The sequence below is a fragment of the Nocardia sp. NPDC004340 genome, from assembly GCF_053602575.1.
Genome location: NZ_JBSGDW010000006.1, coordinates 114,841 through 130,107, shown reverse-complemented (window position 1 = coordinate 130,107; position 15,267 = coordinate 114,841). Strand labels below are relative to the sequence as shown.

General features: G+C 71.6%; 10 protein-coding genes. 6 read left to right on the top strand and 4 right to left on the bottom strand.

Annotated elements, in window-relative coordinates:
• Positions 1-11 precede the first annotated feature (11 nt).
• On the bottom strand, positions 12-2,315 hold the full coding sequence (locus tag ACWEOI_RS24520; RefSeq protein ID WP_452361130.1) for an FdhF/YdeP family oxidoreductase: 2,304 nt from the start codon (positions 2,313-2,315) through the stop codon (positions 12-14).
• Between the two features lie 717 nt (positions 2,316-3,032).
• Here ACWEOI_RS24520 and ACWEOI_RS24515 point away from each other — a divergent pair.
• The 5 genes from ACWEOI_RS24515 (at position 3,033) to ACWEOI_RS24495 (ending at position 10,848) form a co-directional block, all read left to right on the top strand.
• Entirely contained in the window at positions 3,033-3,224 is a 192-nt protein-coding gene (locus tag ACWEOI_RS24515) for a hypothetical protein (RefSeq protein ID WP_452361129.1), read from the top strand.
• Positions 3,225-3,387: 163 nt separating this feature from the next.
• A complete protein-coding gene (locus ACWEOI_RS24510; protein WP_452361128.1) occupies positions 3,388-3,837 on the top strand; it encodes a hypothetical protein in 450 nt (149 codons plus the stop codon).
• On the top strand, positions 3,834-5,462 hold the full coding sequence (locus ACWEOI_RS24505; protein ID WP_452361127.1) for a hypothetical protein: 1,629 nt from the start codon (positions 3,834-3,836) through the stop codon (positions 5,460-5,462). The genes ACWEOI_RS24510 and ACWEOI_RS24505 overlap by 4 nt, the downstream gene beginning before the upstream one ends.
• Positions 5,459-7,624 carry a protein kinase domain-containing protein gene (locus ACWEOI_RS24500; RefSeq protein ID WP_452361126.1) on the top strand — a complete coding sequence of 722 codons (2,166 nt, stop codon included), beginning with the start codon at positions 5,459-5,461 and terminating at the stop codon, positions 7,622-7,624. Before ACWEOI_RS24505 ends, ACWEOI_RS24500 begins: the two co-directional genes overlap by 4 nt.
• Positions 7,625-7,755: 131 nt before the next feature.
• A complete protein-coding gene (locus tag ACWEOI_RS24495; protein ID WP_452361125.1) occupies positions 7,756-10,848 on the top strand; it encodes an FAD-dependent oxidoreductase in 3,093 nt (1,030 codons plus the stop codon).
• 3 nt (positions 10,849-10,851) lie between these two features.
• Here ACWEOI_RS24495 and ACWEOI_RS24490 read toward each other — a convergent pair whose 3' ends face one another.
• On the bottom strand, positions 10,852-12,267 hold the full coding sequence (locus tag ACWEOI_RS24490; RefSeq protein ID WP_433671711.1) for an FHA domain-containing protein: 1,416 nt from the start codon (positions 12,265-12,267) through the stop codon (positions 10,852-10,854).
• A gap of 242 nt (positions 12,268-12,509) precedes the next feature.
• Between ACWEOI_RS24490 and ACWEOI_RS24485 the strand changes: the two genes are divergently transcribed.
• Positions 12,510-12,920: a hypothetical protein gene (locus tag ACWEOI_RS24485; protein ID WP_433671713.1), complete on the top strand. Its 411-nt coding sequence runs from the start codon at positions 12,510-12,512 to the stop codon at positions 12,918-12,920.
• 102 nt (positions 12,921-13,022) lie between these two features.
• On the opposite strand, the gene ACWEOI_RS24480 is transcribed toward ACWEOI_RS24485, so the two are convergent.
• Together ACWEOI_RS24480 and ACWEOI_RS24475 are read right to left on the bottom strand one after the other, a co-directional pair.
• Positions 13,023-14,561, bottom strand: coding sequence for an FAD-dependent oxidoreductase (locus ACWEOI_RS24480; protein WP_433671714.1), 1,539 nt, complete (start codon positions 14,559-14,561; stop codon positions 13,023-13,025).
• 38 nt (positions 14,562-14,599) lie between these two features.
• Entirely contained in the window at positions 14,600-15,202 is a 603-nt protein-coding gene (locus ACWEOI_RS24475) for a TetR family transcriptional regulator (protein ID WP_433671715.1), read from the bottom strand.
• Positions 15,203-15,267: the final 65 nt, after the last annotated feature.

Sequence of the window (15,267 nt, the reverse complement as noted above, 5' to 3'; positions counted from 1 at the left end):
GGGGCCCCGGTTCATGCGGTGACGTGGGTGTGCGGTTCGAAACGGATGGTGACGGCCTTGGAGACGGGCGTGTTGGAGCGTTTCGCCACGTGGTCCAGGGGGATCAGGGGGTTGGTCTCCGGATAGTAGGCGGCGGCATTGCCGCGCGGGGTCGGGTAGCCGACCAGCCGGAACCCGGCGACGCTGCGCTCGCTGCCGTCCTCGAACTCGGAGACGACGTCCACCAGGTCGCCCTCGGCGAATCCGAGCGCGGTGATGTCGGCGGGGTTGACCAGCACCACCCGGCGGCCGTTGTGGATGCCGCGGTAGCGGTCGTCGAGGCCGTAGATGGTGGTGTTGTACTGGTCGTGGCTGCGCAGGGTCTGCAGGATGAGGCGGCCCGCGGGGACGGGCAGCCAGTGCAGGTCGTTGACCGCGAAATTGGCCTTGCCGGTGGCGGTGCGGAACTCGCGGGCGTCGCGCGGCGGGTGCGGCAGCTGGAATCCGTTGCGGCCGCGCACCTTCGCGTTGTAGTCGGCGCAGCCGGGCACGACCTGCGCGATGGCGTCGCGGATCCGGTCGTAGTCGCGGCGGAACGCGCCCCACGGGACCGCGTGCTCGGGTCCGAACAGCTCCTGGGCGAGCTCGCACACGATGGCGACCTCGCTGCGCAGCTGATCGCTGACCGGGGTCAGGCGGCCGGTCGAAAGGTGCACCATGGACATGGAGTCCTCGACCGAAACCTGTTGGCGCACACCGTCCTGGACGTCCTCGTCGGTGCGGCCCAGCGTCGGCAGGATCAGCGCGGTGTGTCCGTGCACCACGTGGCTGCGGTTGAGTTTCGTCGAAACCTGCACGGTGAGAGCGCACGTGCGCAGCGCGGCCTCGGTGACCTCGGTGTCGGGGGTGGCGGAGACGAAATTGCCGCCCATGCCGAAGAACACCTTGCCGCGGCCGTCGCGCATGGCGCGGATGGCGTTCACGGTGTCGAAGCCGTGGGTGCGGGGGCTGGTGATGCCGAATTCGCGGTCCAGGGCGGCCAGGAAGGGTTCGGGCATCTTCTCCCAGATGCCCATGGTGCGGTCGCCCTGCACATTGGAGTGGCCGCGCACCGGGCACACGCCCGCACCGGGCTTGCCGATCATGCCGCGCAGCAGCAGGAGATTGGTGGCCTCCTCGATGGTGGCGACGCCGTGCACCTGCTGGGTCAGGCCCATGGCCCAGCAGATGATGGTCGACTGCGACTCGGCCAGCAGTGCCGCGGTGCGGTCGAGGTCTTCGCGCGTCAGCCCGGTGGCTTCGACGACCGTGTCGAGATCGACGGCGCGCATGTGCTTCTCGTAGTCGGCGAAGCCCGCGGTGTGCGCGTCCACGAAGGCGCGGTCCACCACGGTGCCGGGCGCGCGGTCCTCGGCGTCGAACAGCAGCTTGGCCAGGCCCTGGAACAAGGCCATATCGCCGCCCAGGCGGATCTGCAGGAAGTCGTCGGCGATGCTGATGCCGCCGGTGAAGCCCTTGACGGTCTGCGGATCCTTGAAACCGATGAGGCCGGTCTCGGGCAGCGGGTTGACCGCGATCACGGTCGCGCCGTGCGCTTTCGCCTCACCCAGCGCCGACAGCATGCGCGGGTGGTTGGTGCCCGGGTTCTGGCCGGCCACGATGATCAGGTCGGCCTTGGTGAAGTCATCGATGGTGACCGAGCCCTTGCCGATGCCGATCGAGCTGACCAGGGCGGTGCCCGAGGACTCGTGACACATGTTCGAGCAGTCGGGCAGATTGTTGGTGCCGTAGGCGCGGACCAGCAGCTGGTAGAGGAACGCGGTCTCGTTGGCGGTGCGGCCGGAGGTGTAGAAGACGGCCTCGTCGGGGGAGTCCAGGCCGCGCAGGGCGTCGGCGATCAGGCGGTAGGCGTCGTCCCAGGCGATGGGGGAGTAGTGGGTGTCGCCCTCGCGCAGCACCATCGGATGGGTGAGGCGGCCCTGCTGGCCGAGCCAGTAGCCGGACTTGGCGGCCAGGTCGTCGACGGAGTGGGCGGCGAAGAACTCGGGGGTGACCGTGCGCAGGGTCGCCTCCTCGGCGACGGCCTTCGCGCCGTTCTCGCAGAACTCGGCGGGGCGACGCCGACCGGTCGGTTCCGGCCAGGCGCATCCCGGACAGTCGAAGCCGTGGCGCTGATTCACCCGGGCCAGCGTGCGCGCCGTGCGCACCACGCCCATCTCCTCGACCGCGCGCTCCAGTGCGACGGTGACCGCCTTGACTCCCGCGGCCTCGGTCTTCGGAGCGGTGACCTGGAGCGCGGACTCGTCGATATCGCTCACAGGCGCGGCTCGATGCATGGTGACGATTGTCCTCTCGGCGCGATGGAGCGTCCCAGTCGGTCATCGCCATCGTAGGGCGCGGTACCCGAGACCCAGCGGACCGGTCGGTCCCGAGTGTGAACGGGCGTGATCGCCACTGCGATAGAAGGGCGGCGGGGGCGCGGTTGGCCTTACCATCGAACAAGCGAGGTCACGCCGAATGAATACTTCACTGAATTCCACTCGGCGTGCTGGTGGGGACCGGCACGCGAAACTGGCCCGCGCGGTGAGATTTTCACCCCGGACCTTACACCTTGTTCTCCTGCTCGCAGCGCTCCTGGCGCTCGGGCTCCCGGCCGGAATCGGTTGGGCCAACCCGGGAATCAGCGCCCCGGCGCCGATCACCACCACCGTCCCGCAGCCCGCACCCCAGGGCGGCCCGCCGGTGAAAGTCGCACCTACCACGACGAATCCACCGAGATGCGCCGTCGCCGAGAACTGCGGCGGCGACACCAAGAAGCAGCAGTGCGGCCACAGCTGTGACGACACGGGCACCCGCGACGGCTGCGGCACCGACTGCAACACGCCCGTGTTATGCGATGACGGCACTCCGAAACCCCCGTCGGGCGTGTGCCCGTCGAAGAGAATCACGTACTGCTGGGACGGTTCGGTCCAGCCGCCGAGTGGCCAGTGCCCTGCACACCCGACCTGCCCGGATGGTACCCAGAAGCCCTCGACCGGGGACTGCCCGACGAAGTGTCCCGACGGTTCGACGAAGCCCGCGGGCGGGGAGTGTCCGACCAGGTGCCCGGACGGTTCCTGGAAGCCCGCCGGTGGGTCGTGTCCGACAACCGAGAGATGTTCGGACGGCACGACGAAGCCCGCCGGGAGCACCTGTCCGCCACCGGTGACATGCAAGGACGGTTCGACCAAACCCCCGAATCGTGACTGTCCCACCACGAATCCTCCGATCACGTGCTCGGACGGATCGGTCAAACCGGCGAACGGCGACTGCCCGACCACCCAGCCACCGAGATGTCCCGACGGTTCGGTCAAGCCCCCGAACGGTCAATGCGCCACCGGCGGCGGCAATCCGCCGCCCATCACCTCGGTGACGACCGCCGTACCGCCACCGCCGCCCACGACCACCACCACACCGCCGACCACCGAGACCAAGCCGCCTGTCGCTCCGCAGGTTTCCGGACTGCAGCTCAATCCGCCCGCGGTCCCGCCCGGCGCGCCCGTGGTGGCCAGTGGCAGCGGATGTGATCCCGGTGCGGCGGTGCGGCTTTCGATCGGCGGAGCCGCCGCGGCCGACACCACCGCCGGCGCGGACGGCGGGTTCCAGGCCACGCTCACCACCGGCGGGACCGAGATCGGTCAGCACGAGGTCACCGCGGAGTGCGGCAGGAAGCTGGCCGCGCCCCTGGACATCGTGCTGGTCAGTCAGGTCGGCGGCGGCGCGGCGACCATGACGGTGCTGGTGTTCTTCCTGCTCATCGGCGGCTGGTTCTACGGCCACCGGATGATCTCCCATCTCCCCGCACGGAGGCCCCGATGAACGAACGCACCGCACCGCCGCTCACCGCGCGCGGTGCCCGAAGCATGCGGGGACCGGGCCGGGCGGTGTACGCCGGGCTGGCCGCGGTCGTATTCGCCTTCGCCGTACTACTGTTCGCGGCCCCGCCCGCGAGCGCGGCGGGCGGGGTCAGCGCGACGGCCACGCTGGACGGGCGGGCCATCGGCGGCGCGGACGCCGGGAATCCGGTGCGCCTCGATCCCAAGAAGGTGTCCCTGGTCGTCGTCGAGGTGACCAACAAGTCGTCCGGTTCGGTGTCGATCCGGCGGGTCGACCTCGCCGGGCACGTGCTGGGACTGAACTTCTACTCCTATTCCACGACAGTCGAATTGACGGTGGGCGCGGGCAAGACCGAGAAACTCACCTACCGGCTGGATCCGGCCGGACTGGACGGGCAGGCGACCGGCTTGATCGGCTCCGACCTGACCCTCATCGGCCAGGACGGCAAGCCGTTGGCCGCCGTGCACACCGTCGTCGACGTGCGTGGGTCCCTGGCCTCGGTGTACGGACTGTTCGGGATCATCATCGCCGTCCTGACCGGTCTCGCCATCGCCGACGCGGCCTTGACGGTTGCGCGCCACCGGCTCTCGGCCAACCGCTGGCAGCGCGGGTTGCGGCTGCTCGCGCCCGGTATCGGCATCGGACTGATGATCGGGTTCACCGGGTCGGTGGCCCGGTGGTGGGTGCCGGGGACCGTGCTGTGGTTGTCGCTGGCCGGGGTGCTGGCGGCCGTGTTCTTCCTGGCCGGGTACCTCTCGCCCACGCCGCGGCAATCCGATGACCTCGGGCTGGATCCCGAAGATCTCGCCGCCGCACAGGAACTCGATGCCCGCGGCTTCCCCGCCGGGTCCGGCTCGCCCCTCGGTATCGGAGCGCCTGTCGGGATCGGTGCGCCGCCGCGTGGAATGGGGGTGCCGTTCGGCGGCGGGCGGCACGGGATGGGCGCGCCCCAGGCGAGTGGCGCGCCGATGCCGTTCCCCGGCCCGCCCGAGCCGGAGCACCAGGCCGCGCAGGCGGGCCCGAATCCGCCCTACGGCGGCACGTTCCGCGACCTGCGGCCGGTCGGGCCGGGCGGCACCTATCCCGACCTCGATATCAGGAACCAGACGTCCAGTGCGGCAACGGAATTCGTTCCCTATGGGCCCGCAGGGTCAGGCACGGCGGCGCAGCCCGGACCGGGTGCCTCGCAGGGGCCGATGCGTGTCTTCCCGGGTGGACCCACCCCGGCGCCCACGCCCGATCCCGCCGCGTTCCAGAGCGGTGAAACGACCCGCATCTCGAAGTCAGGATTCGGCGGCGCGTATCCGGGCGGCGGGCCACTGGCCTCCGCCATGCTGCCCGACACCGGCGAAAACGCCACCACCACGGTGCATTCCCCGCAGTCGGGTGGGCGACCGGAGGTCGGAGCCGAGACGCTGCTGCCCTCGGGCGGGGCGCCCGCTGTCGGCGAGCCCGGTGGCGGGGCGAGTCCGGCCGGAACCGGTGAGCAGACCGCCGGGTATCCGGCGGGTGTGCAACGACCGGGCACGTCCGATCCCGACGACGAGCCGACGCTACGCAGTGATCCCGGTGGGACCGGATTCCGGTCGGAGGGCCCGGGGAGATGAGCGCGGGGAATCTCAGCGGCGCCGATGTGGCGCGTGTGCGGGCCGCGCTGCCCGGGTACGAGATCGGCGGGCAGATCGGGCGCGGTGGATGCGGGGTGGTGCTGGCGGGGGTGCATCGCGGACTGCACCGGCGGGTCGCCATCAAACAGATCCCGCCGCACTTCGCCGACGATATGCAGGTGCGGCGGCGCTTCGTCGACGAGGCGCGGGTGATGGCGGCGCTCGACCATCCGCACGTGGTGCCGGTCTACGACTACATCGAACACGACGACCTGTGCCTGCTGGTCCTCGAATACCTACCCGGCGGGACCGTCGAGAACCGGTTCATCACAGCGGGATTCGAGGCCACCGCCGCGGTCGCGGTCGCGCTGTCCTGCGCGGCCGGGTTGGACGCCGCGCACCGCAGCGGCATCCTGCACCGCGACGTCAAACCCTCCAACCTGATGTTCGCCGCCAACGGGGCGCTCAAACTCACCGACTTCGGCATCGCCAAGATCGTCGGCGGCGAGGACACCCTGGTCACCAAGGCGGGCGAGATCATCGGGACCCCCTCCTACATCGCCCCCGAACAGGTTCGCGGCCAAGGGCTCTCCCCGGCCACCGACGTCTACGCCCTCGCCACCATGCTCTACCAGCTCCTCTCCGGCGTCCTGCCCTTTTCGACCGGATCCGACGCGCTGGCCCTGCTCTTCGCCCACGCCTACTCCGACCCCGTCCCCCTCACCGAGGTCGCCCCCTTCGTCCCTCACCCCATCGCCGAGGCCGTCATGCGCGGCCTCGCCTCCGACCCGGCCAAACGCTACGACACCGCCGAGACCTTCGGCATCGCCATCGCCGAAACCGCCGCCCACTTCTGGGGCACGAATTGGCTCACCCCCGTGGGCATCCCGGTCATCGGCGCCGACACGATCGTCGCCGCGGCCACGGGCACCCCGCGCTCGGGCCCGGGCCCCTTCACCCCACCCCCGATGCGCGGCCCCCAGGGACCGTTCACCCCGCAGCCAGGCCCCCGGATGCCCACCGGCCCGGGGACGCGAACCGGGCCGGGAACCATGCCGCCGGGCGCGCGCACCCGGGATGCCGGATCCGGTCCGATAACCCCTGGGCCGCAACCTGTCCGATCGCAGCGGCCGCCCGACGCCACTCGCGCGGCAACTCCCGCCGATCGACGCTCGGCGCCGACGATGCGGGCGGGGCAGGGCCCAGGACCCGCGCCCGGCGGGGCTCCTCCCTCAGGTCATGGTGGGCCGAGGCCCGGGGGACCGGTTCCCGGGCCGGGAGGTGGCGGAAGGAGAGACGAACGCGGGGACGCGGGTCTCGGGTTCGGGCCGACCCAGCCGATGGAGCGGGTTCGGCCCCGGGAGCCGATTCAGCACGGCGGGGTGCGGTTGGTGGAGGTGGCGCGGGCGGATCTGGTGCCGGTGCAGCAGGTGGTGACCTTGCCGTCGCCGCGGGTTCCGTTCCTGGTGGCGGGGCTGCTGGCGGTGGTGACCGGCGGGGCCGCGGTGCTCGGGATCGGGGCCGTCGGGCGGGAGGCGCCGCCGGTGGGGATGGTGCGGATCGGCGGGGTCGATCCGGCAGCCGAGACGGTGGTGCTGGATCTGTCCAAGCCGGTGCCGATCACGGTGTCGGGTGGGTCGGCCGATGGCGCGAAGCTGTCGGTGAATGTGCTCGGGCTGCGGGCCGGAGGCGAGGAGACGACGCTGGCCGGAGGCGCGGGGGAGGCGGCCGCGCCGGTGAACCGGTATGTCCTCGCCGGACGGCTGACCGGGGAATTGTCATTGTCCCGCAATGGGTCCGAGACGGCCGCCTATCGGTTCGGGGTGCGGACACAGCAGCCCGCGACCACCACGGCCACCGGGGTCGGGCTGGCGTTGCTGCTGTTGTTCGCGGCGGCCTACGCCGAATCGAACGCGCGGACGCTGCGGCGCGGGAGCGCCCGGTTCGCGTCGACCGTCGGGCTGGCCATCAGTATGGGACTGCTGGGGGTGACCGCCGTCGGCGCGGCGTGGGTGCTGCTCGGGCGGGAACCCACCCCGCTCGGCGTGATCGCCTGTGCCGCAGGCGGTGCGGTGACGGGACTGGCGCTCGCGACCGGGTGCAGACGGGTCGGGAAACGGTACCGCTACGTGCGGGTGCAGCGACTACGGGAGCGCGCCTGAAAATCGCGGTTCGCCGCGAACAGGTTCGGATGCGGGACACCGCGCCTCGACGGTAATGGTGAGCCTGGAAATCGGCGATATAAGCACGAGCGCGGCGCGATCGGCGGCCGCGCAGGGGAAGGGGTGGGAGCATGGCTGGTCGGCCGGTCATCGAGATCCGTGAATGGGGACGGCCCGCGCGGCGGCGCATGCTGGACGGGCCCATCGTGTTCGGACGCGACGGCAGCCACGAGGTGCTCGCCGACGGCGGGGTGTCCCGGCAGCACCTGCGGCTGGTGCCCACACCGACCGCGCTGTCCGTGGTCGACCTGGGGAGCCGCAACGGCACCACCGTCAACGGGGTGGCGTTGACCGGGCGGCGCGAACTGATGACCGGCGACGTGGTGCGGCTGGGACGCTGCGAGATCCTGGTGCTGCACATGCCCACCGCCGAACCCGACGGCTTCGACGGATCCGAGACCGTACTCGGGCCCTCCGGCGTGATTCCCCGGCCACCCGGCGCGGAACCCACCCCGCCGCCCGGCTGGGTGGCGGTCGCCAACCGGGTCCTCGGCCTCGACCCGACCGGACAGCGGAACCTGTTCCCCGCCTTCACCGAACTGCCCAGCCGGATCCCGCTGCGGGTCTGGCAGGGCGTGCGCGTGCTGAGCATCACCGCGTACCTGGCCTTGATCGTCACGCTGTTCGTGCGGCCGGCGGGCGGGCTGTTCGTCTTCTTCAAGATCGTGGTGCCGCTGCTGCCCGGGCTGTTCCTGATCGCACCGGGGTTGTGGCGCAACACCTGTCCGCTCGCGGCCACCAATCAGCTGCCCCGGCTGCTGCGCTTCACCCGCGGGGCCACCGCACCGGCCTGGTTGCAGCAGCGCGGGTATCTGATCGCGGTCGCCCTGTTCTTCGGCATCGCCGGATCCCGGGTGGCCGGACTCGATCGCAGCGGAATCGCCACGGGCATAGTGCTTTCCACGGTGCTGCTGGCCGCGTTCACCGGTGGCATCGCGTTCAAGGGCAAGAGCGGGTGGTGCTCCAGCATCTGCCCGCTGTTCCCGTTGCAGCGCGCCTACGGGCAGACGCCGTTCGTCACCATCGCCAACAATCACTGTCAGCCGTGCCTGGGCTGCGCCAAGAACTGCTTCGACTTCAAACCGCGCGCCGCCTACCAAGCCGATATGGCCGACCCGGATCCCGGCTGGAGCGCGCCGCGCAAACTGTTCGCCGCCGCGCTGCCCGGATTCGTCCTCGGATTCATGGTGCTGGCCGGGTATCCGGGTGTCGCTGTGCCGCAACGGTATCTGGCGCTGGGGGCGGCCGTGCTGGTCGCGGTGGGCGTCTACTTCGCGGTCGAGGCGCTGACCGGGGTGAGCGCGGCCGTGCTGTCGGCGGTGTACGCGGCCATCGCGTTGAACGGCTTCTACTGGTTCGCGGGGCCGGTGCTGCTCGGGGCGTTCACCACCGTCACCGGTGCCGGGGGAGTGGCCTGGCTGCGGTGGCCGATCAGTCTGTTCGTCCTGGCGGCGACGTTGCTGTTCCTGGCGCGTACCCGGGTCAGCGAACTCCAGTACGCGCTCACCACCGGGGCGCGCACCGAACCCGTGCTGCTGCCGTTCCCGCGCCCGCGCGAGGCCGAGAAGGCAACGGCTCCCGGCGCTTCGGTGGAGTTCGACGGCCGCACCGTGGCCGCCGAGATCGGTGTCAGCCTGCTCGACCTGGCCGAGAAGGCGAACCTGCCGCTGGAGTCGGGCTGCCGCATGGGCGTCTGCGGCGCGGACCCGGTCGCCATCCTCGAGGGCGGCGAGAAACTGTGCGCACCGACCGGCGACGAGCAGAACACCCTGCGCCGACTGGGATTCGCCGACAACACCCGCATGGCCTGCTGCGCGCGGATCAACGAAGGCGGTGTGCGCGTCTCGCTCACCCCGCAGCCCGGTCGCGCCACCGGCGACCGGCCCGCCCACTTCGACCGCTCCCTGGTGAGCCTGGTCGTCATCGGCACCGGCATCGCGGGCGTCACCGCCGCCGACTTCCTGCGCCGCGGCCACCCCGACTGCGAGATCCACCTGATCGGGCGGGAATCCCACGACTTCTACAACCGCATGGGCATCTCCCGGCTCATCCCCGGCCGCTCCGCCATGCAGGGGCTTTATCTGCAACCCGAGCAGTGGTACGAGGACCACCGGATCACGCCGTGGCTGAATACTCTTGTCACACACCTGGATCCGCGTGCACAACGAGTGCACCTCGGCACCGGCGATGTGCTGCCCTACGACCGGCTGATCCTCGCCACCGGCGCGTCCGCCGCGCTGCCCGAGATCGAGGGCCTGCACCGGCCGGGCAGCTTCGTGCTTCGGGAAGCCGGGGACGCGCTCGACATTCGGGCCTATGCCCAGCAGCGGTCCTGCACCCGTGCCGTGGTCGCGGGCGGCGGCCTGCTCGGGCTCGAGGCCGCGTACGCGCTGCATCAGCTGGGTTTACGGGTCACCGTGCTGGAGCGCGGTTCCCGGCTGCTGAGCAAGCAGCTCGACGCGCGCGCCTCCGCCATGGTCGCCGACCACCTCACCCGGGCGCGGATCGAAGTCCGGTACCGGGCCGAAACAGCCGCGCTGACAGGCGATTCCGGTCCCGGCGGCCCGGGTGGATCCGCGGCCGACCGGCACCGGGCGGACCCGGTTCGCGGTGTCGTTCTGAAAGACGGCACCGTGCTGCCCTGCGAGGTCTTCCTCACCGCCACCGGCATCAAACCCAACACCGACCTGGCCGTGCGCGCCGGAATCCCTTGCCGTCGTGGCATTCTCGTGGACGACCGGATGCGTACCGCCGCGCCCAACGTGTACGCCGCCGGCGACGTCGCCGAACACCGTGACCGCGTTCTCGGCCTGTGGCCCATCGCGGCCGAACAGGCGCAGGCCGCCGCCGTCAACGCGCTCGGCGGACAGCAGGTGCTCACCGCGGAGACACCCGCCACCATCCTCAAGGGCGTCGGCTTGGAACTGTTCGGCATCGGCCGGGTCGAACCCGAGCAGCACGACGAGGTGATCGTCGTCGACGGGTCGCCGCGGCCCTCCTACCGGCGCCTGATCCTGTCCCAGGGCCGGGTGGTCGGCGCGATCGTCCTCGGCCACCACCCGACCGATGTGGCCGCCGCCCAGCAGGCCGTCCGCGCCCGCCTCACGATCCCGCCGAACGCGCGCGACGCCCTCCAACGCGGGGACTGGTCAGCGCTGCAATGAGATTCACGCCGTGCGGTAGGTGAGCACCCGCTCGCCGATCCGCAGGCTCCAGCCCGCCTTCAACTCCATCGGCTGCTGACCCACCCGAACCCAGTCCGCCGCACCCGGCGCCGCCACGTAGGTGCCGCCCGGTGTGCCCGCGTCCCGCACGAACACCTGGCCCTTCTCGACGAACACGCGCGCGTGCACCCGGGACACGTGGCGATCGCGCGCGATCACGATGGGCGAGGCCACCGCCCGCCGCACTGCCTCGTCGATCATCGGGTCGCGCCCGATCACATACGGGCGATCCAGCGGATAGGTCTCACCCTCCGCGCTCGTGAGCGACGCGCCCGGACCCGCCAGCGTGGACGTGGACGGCGGAGTGCCCGCCGCCCGCGTCTCGGCGACCTCGGGCTCCGAGACATAGGCGGCCGTCGGCGGCTGATCCTCCGGATCCGGCCGATCGTCCCGCCGCTCGGCGGGCTGCGACGGGGCCGCGGGCTTCTTCGTCATATCCGGGCCACCGGCCCGCGGAGTCGTCGCCGCGTTCCGGGGATGCACCGGCCCGGCCTTGGGCATCGAATCGGCCGCCGACGGGGAAACCGCCTGTCCGCGATCGGCTTCCGCGCCCGCCGATGGGGCGGGGGTGAAGCCGGTCTGCGACTGCGTGGGTGTGACCCGTCGGGTCACCTCCGCATTCGCCTCGGAACCTGGCCCCTGCGCGTGCGGGGTGGGTGGCGCGGCGGCGTGCTGGGTGGGAGGCGGTGTGGACCCGCGCTGGATGGCAGGGCTCGACGCCGAGGCGGGACCGGACGCGACGACCGGACCTGACGGGTGTTGTGTCGCCGGGCCGGATTTGGCCAGGGGCCGCTGATCGGGGGCGCGGTTCTGCGGGGGAGCGGAGTCCTGTGCGGGAGCGTGCGCCGCCTTCGCGGGTGAGTCGCCGCCGCGCTGGGAAGGAAGTCCGGAGATGGGCGCGTGCAGGACTACGCCGCCGCCGGGCACGACGCCCGCGCGCAGGTCGCTGTGCGGGGTCTCGCCGGTCGCGCGGTCGGCGGACAGGGTGAGACGGCGGATCGGGTCCTGAATGATCTCGTCGGCCCAGGTCATGGCCCGTTGACCGGAGAGGACGCGGTGGCCCTCGGGGCCGTCGACGGTGGCGCTGACCGAGCCGCGCAGCAGGATCAGGATGCCGCCCGCGGTGGGGGCGACCACCCCGAAGGCCGGGGGCTGGGCGGTGCTGCTGGTGAAGACGGTGGCGGCCAGGCGCTGGGCGATGGCCATGCCGGGGTCGGCCGCGTTCGCGGCGGTCTCGGCCGCGCCGAGGATGCGGTCCGTGGACGGGCTCTCGCCGTGCAGGACGATCACCACGTTTCCGAACCGGGCGACCAGCCCGGCCCCAGGTATCACCCCGACCGTCGTCGGAATCCGACCCATCCGCGCCTCCCTCTGCCCGCGCCTCTCCCCGCGCTCGGAACATCGCAGCCAAGCATATGACCGTTCCACACTCGTGCATATGGCCGGACCACAGCCGCGTATCCGGCAGGTCCACAAGCCGATCGCGGCGACACGTGATCGGCGGATTGCGACAATGCGGCACGAAGCGGCAATCCGGGGGCCAGGATCGAGGCATCGTGCCGGGGCATTCGGCTCCGGCGGCACCCGATGAGGACCGAACCATGACGGGCTCGATCATCAGGACCACCACCGCCTCGGCGGCCACCCTCGCCACCGTCGCCGCGCTCGCCGCACTGGCCGCTCCCGCCGAGGCCACCGGCACCCGGGTCGGCATCGATCCGGGCATCAGCTTCGGCCCCGCCACCAACTACGGGACCGGTTGCTCCTATGACATCGACGGGATCGTCGACGACCCGGTCACCCCGGTCGTGTTCTACGACAACAGCGTTCCCTTCGCCGTCGCCAACCCCTCCGGCTCGCTGGCACAGGCCCGCTGGACGCCCACCACGCCCGGACCGCACCGCCTCCAGATCTGGCAGCGCCATGCCGATTCCCCGGATGTGTTCCCCTACGTCGACATCCAGGTGGGCACCGGACTGCCGACGGGCTCGGGCTGCGCTGTCACCGGCTGATCGCCGCGCTGTGCCTGCCTGCTGCTCGCGCCCATGCGGCACGTCCAAGAGAAACGCCTCGTATGGGCGGACAGCGGAGACGTGCCGGACGGCGGCTCTGGATTACAGGAAGGCGGCCAGCGCGGCCGGTTCGGCGGCCTTGCGGTCGGTGTCGACCAGGCCGATCCGGGTCCGGCGGTCGAGCAGATCGGATTCGTCCAGCGCGCCCTCATGGCTGACCGCGTAAGCGAATTCGGCCCCGGTGACATCCATGCCGGGGGCGACCTCCGCCGCCAGCGTCGGATGCCGGCGCGACAATTCCAGCACCGCGGCCGCCTCGCTGCCGTAGCGCTCGACCAGCCGCGGCGGGGCCTCGATGGCGTCGCGTTCCGCACCGGAGACCGCGCCCACCAGCGGCAGCGCGCGAGTGCGGCACGGCGCGGCGGCGAGCCGCGCGTGCCCGACGGCCGCGTCCACCGCGTCCTCGGCCATCTTCCGGTAGGTGGTGAGCTTGCCGCCGACCACGGTGATCACGCCGGTGGGGGAGGTCAGCACCGCGTGCTCGCGGGAGATGTCGGCGGTGCTGTCGTCGCCGGTGCGCAGCAGCGGCCGCAGGCCAGCGAAGCTGCCGCGGATATCGCTGCGGCGCAACGGCTCCCGCAGCACGGTGTTGACGGTGTCGAGCAGGAAGTCGATCTCGCCGTCGGTGGCGTGCGGGACGTCCGGCACCGGGCCGGGCGCCTCCTCGTCGGTGAGGCCCAGGTACACGCGGTTGTGCGCGGCCGGGAACGCGAAGATGAAACGGCTGGTGCTGCCGGGGATCGGCACGGTCAGTGAGGCGGTCAGGCCGCCGAACGCGGCCGCGTCGAACACCAGGTGGGTGCCGCGCGAGGGCCGCAACTCGATGCTCGGATCCACCTGATCGGCCCACACGCCGGTGGCGTTCACCACCGAACGCGCTGTCACGGACAGGGTTTCACCGGTCAGCGTGTCCCGCAGCGTGGCCGAGGTGCCGGTGACGTCGACGGCCTCGACCCGGGTCAGCACCGTCGCGCCCTCCCGTGCCGCGGTGCGGGCGATGGCCACCACCAGTCGCGCGTCGTCGACCAGTTGCCCGTCCCAGGCCAGCAATCCGCCGCGCAGCCCGGACCGCCGCACCGTCGGGGCCAGCCGCAGCGCCTCCGCGGCCGCCACCCGTCGCGAGCGCGGCAGCACCGAGGCCGGGGTCCCGGCGGTCCGGCGCAGCACGTCACCGGCCAGGAATCCGGTGCGCACCAGCAGTTTCTGCGCCGTGCCGATGCTCGGCAGCAGCGGCACCACCTGCGGCAGGGCGCGGGTCAGGTGCGGGGCGGTGCGGGTGAGCAGGATGTCGCGTTCGACCGCGCTCTCGTGCGCGATCCCGACGCCGCCGCTGGCCAGGTACCGCAGCCCGCCGTGCACCAGCTTGGAGCTCCAGCGGCTGGTGCCGAACGCGAAGTCGTGCTTCTCCACCAGGACCGTGCGCAGCCCGCGCGCGGCCGCGTCCAGGGCCACACCGACACCGGTGATGCCACCGCCGATCACCAGCATGTCGATCGCGGACCCGTCGCCCAGCGCGGTCAGCTCCCGCTGCCGCCGCTCGCGATTGAGCGCGGAATGGGACGGAGCCGGATTGCTGGTCATGTCAGGGCCTTTCGGTGCGGTGTCGATCGCCGGACGCGTTATCGCGGTCCGGAGTCGCCGGGGGCGGGTGCGAGGTAGCCGTGCAGGGCGTGGGTCAGTTCGGCGTCGAGGTGGTCGCTGTCGACCACCACGGCGAAGGCGGACGCGGACTGGACCGCGGATTGGGCGATGAGCAGGAGCATGGCGGCCAGGTGTGCCGGATCGCCGTCGCGAATCGAGTTGTCGGCCTGGCCTTCCCGGATGCCTCCGGCGAACAGGTCGATGAGGGCGCGCTGGTTGCGGCCCAGGCGTTCGAAGACGTAGGTCTGCATGACGTCGGCGTCGGCGCGGAAGATCTTGGCGAACAGCGGGTTCCGCCGGATCATGGAGCCGCCGCCGACGATCGCGCCGACCAGGCGTTCCCGGGCGGTGCCGGTGCTGGGGGCGGTGTCGGCGACGATCTCGCGCAGTTCCCGCACCAGCAGGTCGGCCACCAGGGAACCGGTGTCGGGCCAGCGCCGGTACACGGTGGGCCGGCTGACGCCCGCGCGGCGGGCCACCTCGGTCAGGGTGGTGCGCCGGACGCCGAATTCGGCCACGCAGGCGCGCGCCGCGTCCAGGATCGCCCGGTCGACGGCGGAAGATGGTTCGGTAGAGCTCATGGTTGCCACCATGGGAGAGTAGTTGCCGTTACTGCTTGACATTCTATGTCACACTGTAACGCATG

Excerpts from the sequence above, each read along its gene's own strand:
- ACWEOI_RS24475 (WP_433671715.1), bottom strand. The coding sequence starts at position 15,202 with ATGAGCTCTACCGAACCATCTTCCGCCGTCGACCGGGCGATCCTGGAC.
- ACWEOI_RS24520 (WP_452361130.1), bottom strand. The coding sequence starts at position 2,315 with ATGCATCGAGCCGCGCCTGTGAGCGATATCGACGAGTCCGCGCTCCAG.
- ACWEOI_RS24490 (WP_433671711.1), bottom strand. The coding sequence starts at position 12,267 with ATGGGTCGGATTCCGACGACGGTCGGGGTGATACCTGGGGCCGGGCTG.
- ACWEOI_RS24505 (WP_452361127.1), top strand. The coding sequence starts at position 3,834 with ATGAACGAACGCACCGCACCGCCGCTCACCGCGCGCGGTGCCCGAAGC.
- ACWEOI_RS24485 (WP_433671713.1), top strand. The coding sequence starts at position 12,510 with ATGACGGGCTCGATCATCAGGACCACCACCGCCTCGGCGGCCACCCTC.
- ACWEOI_RS24500 (WP_452361126.1), top strand. The coding sequence starts at position 5,459 with ATGAGCGCGGGGAATCTCAGCGGCGCCGATGTGGCGCGTGTGCGGGCC.
- ACWEOI_RS24480 (WP_433671714.1), bottom strand. The coding sequence starts at position 14,561 with ATGACCAGCAATCCGGCTCCGTCCCATTCCGCGCTCAATCGCGAGCGG.
- ACWEOI_RS24495 (WP_452361125.1), top strand. The coding sequence starts at position 7,756 with ATGGCTGGTCGGCCGGTCATCGAGATCCGTGAATGGGGACGGCCCGCG.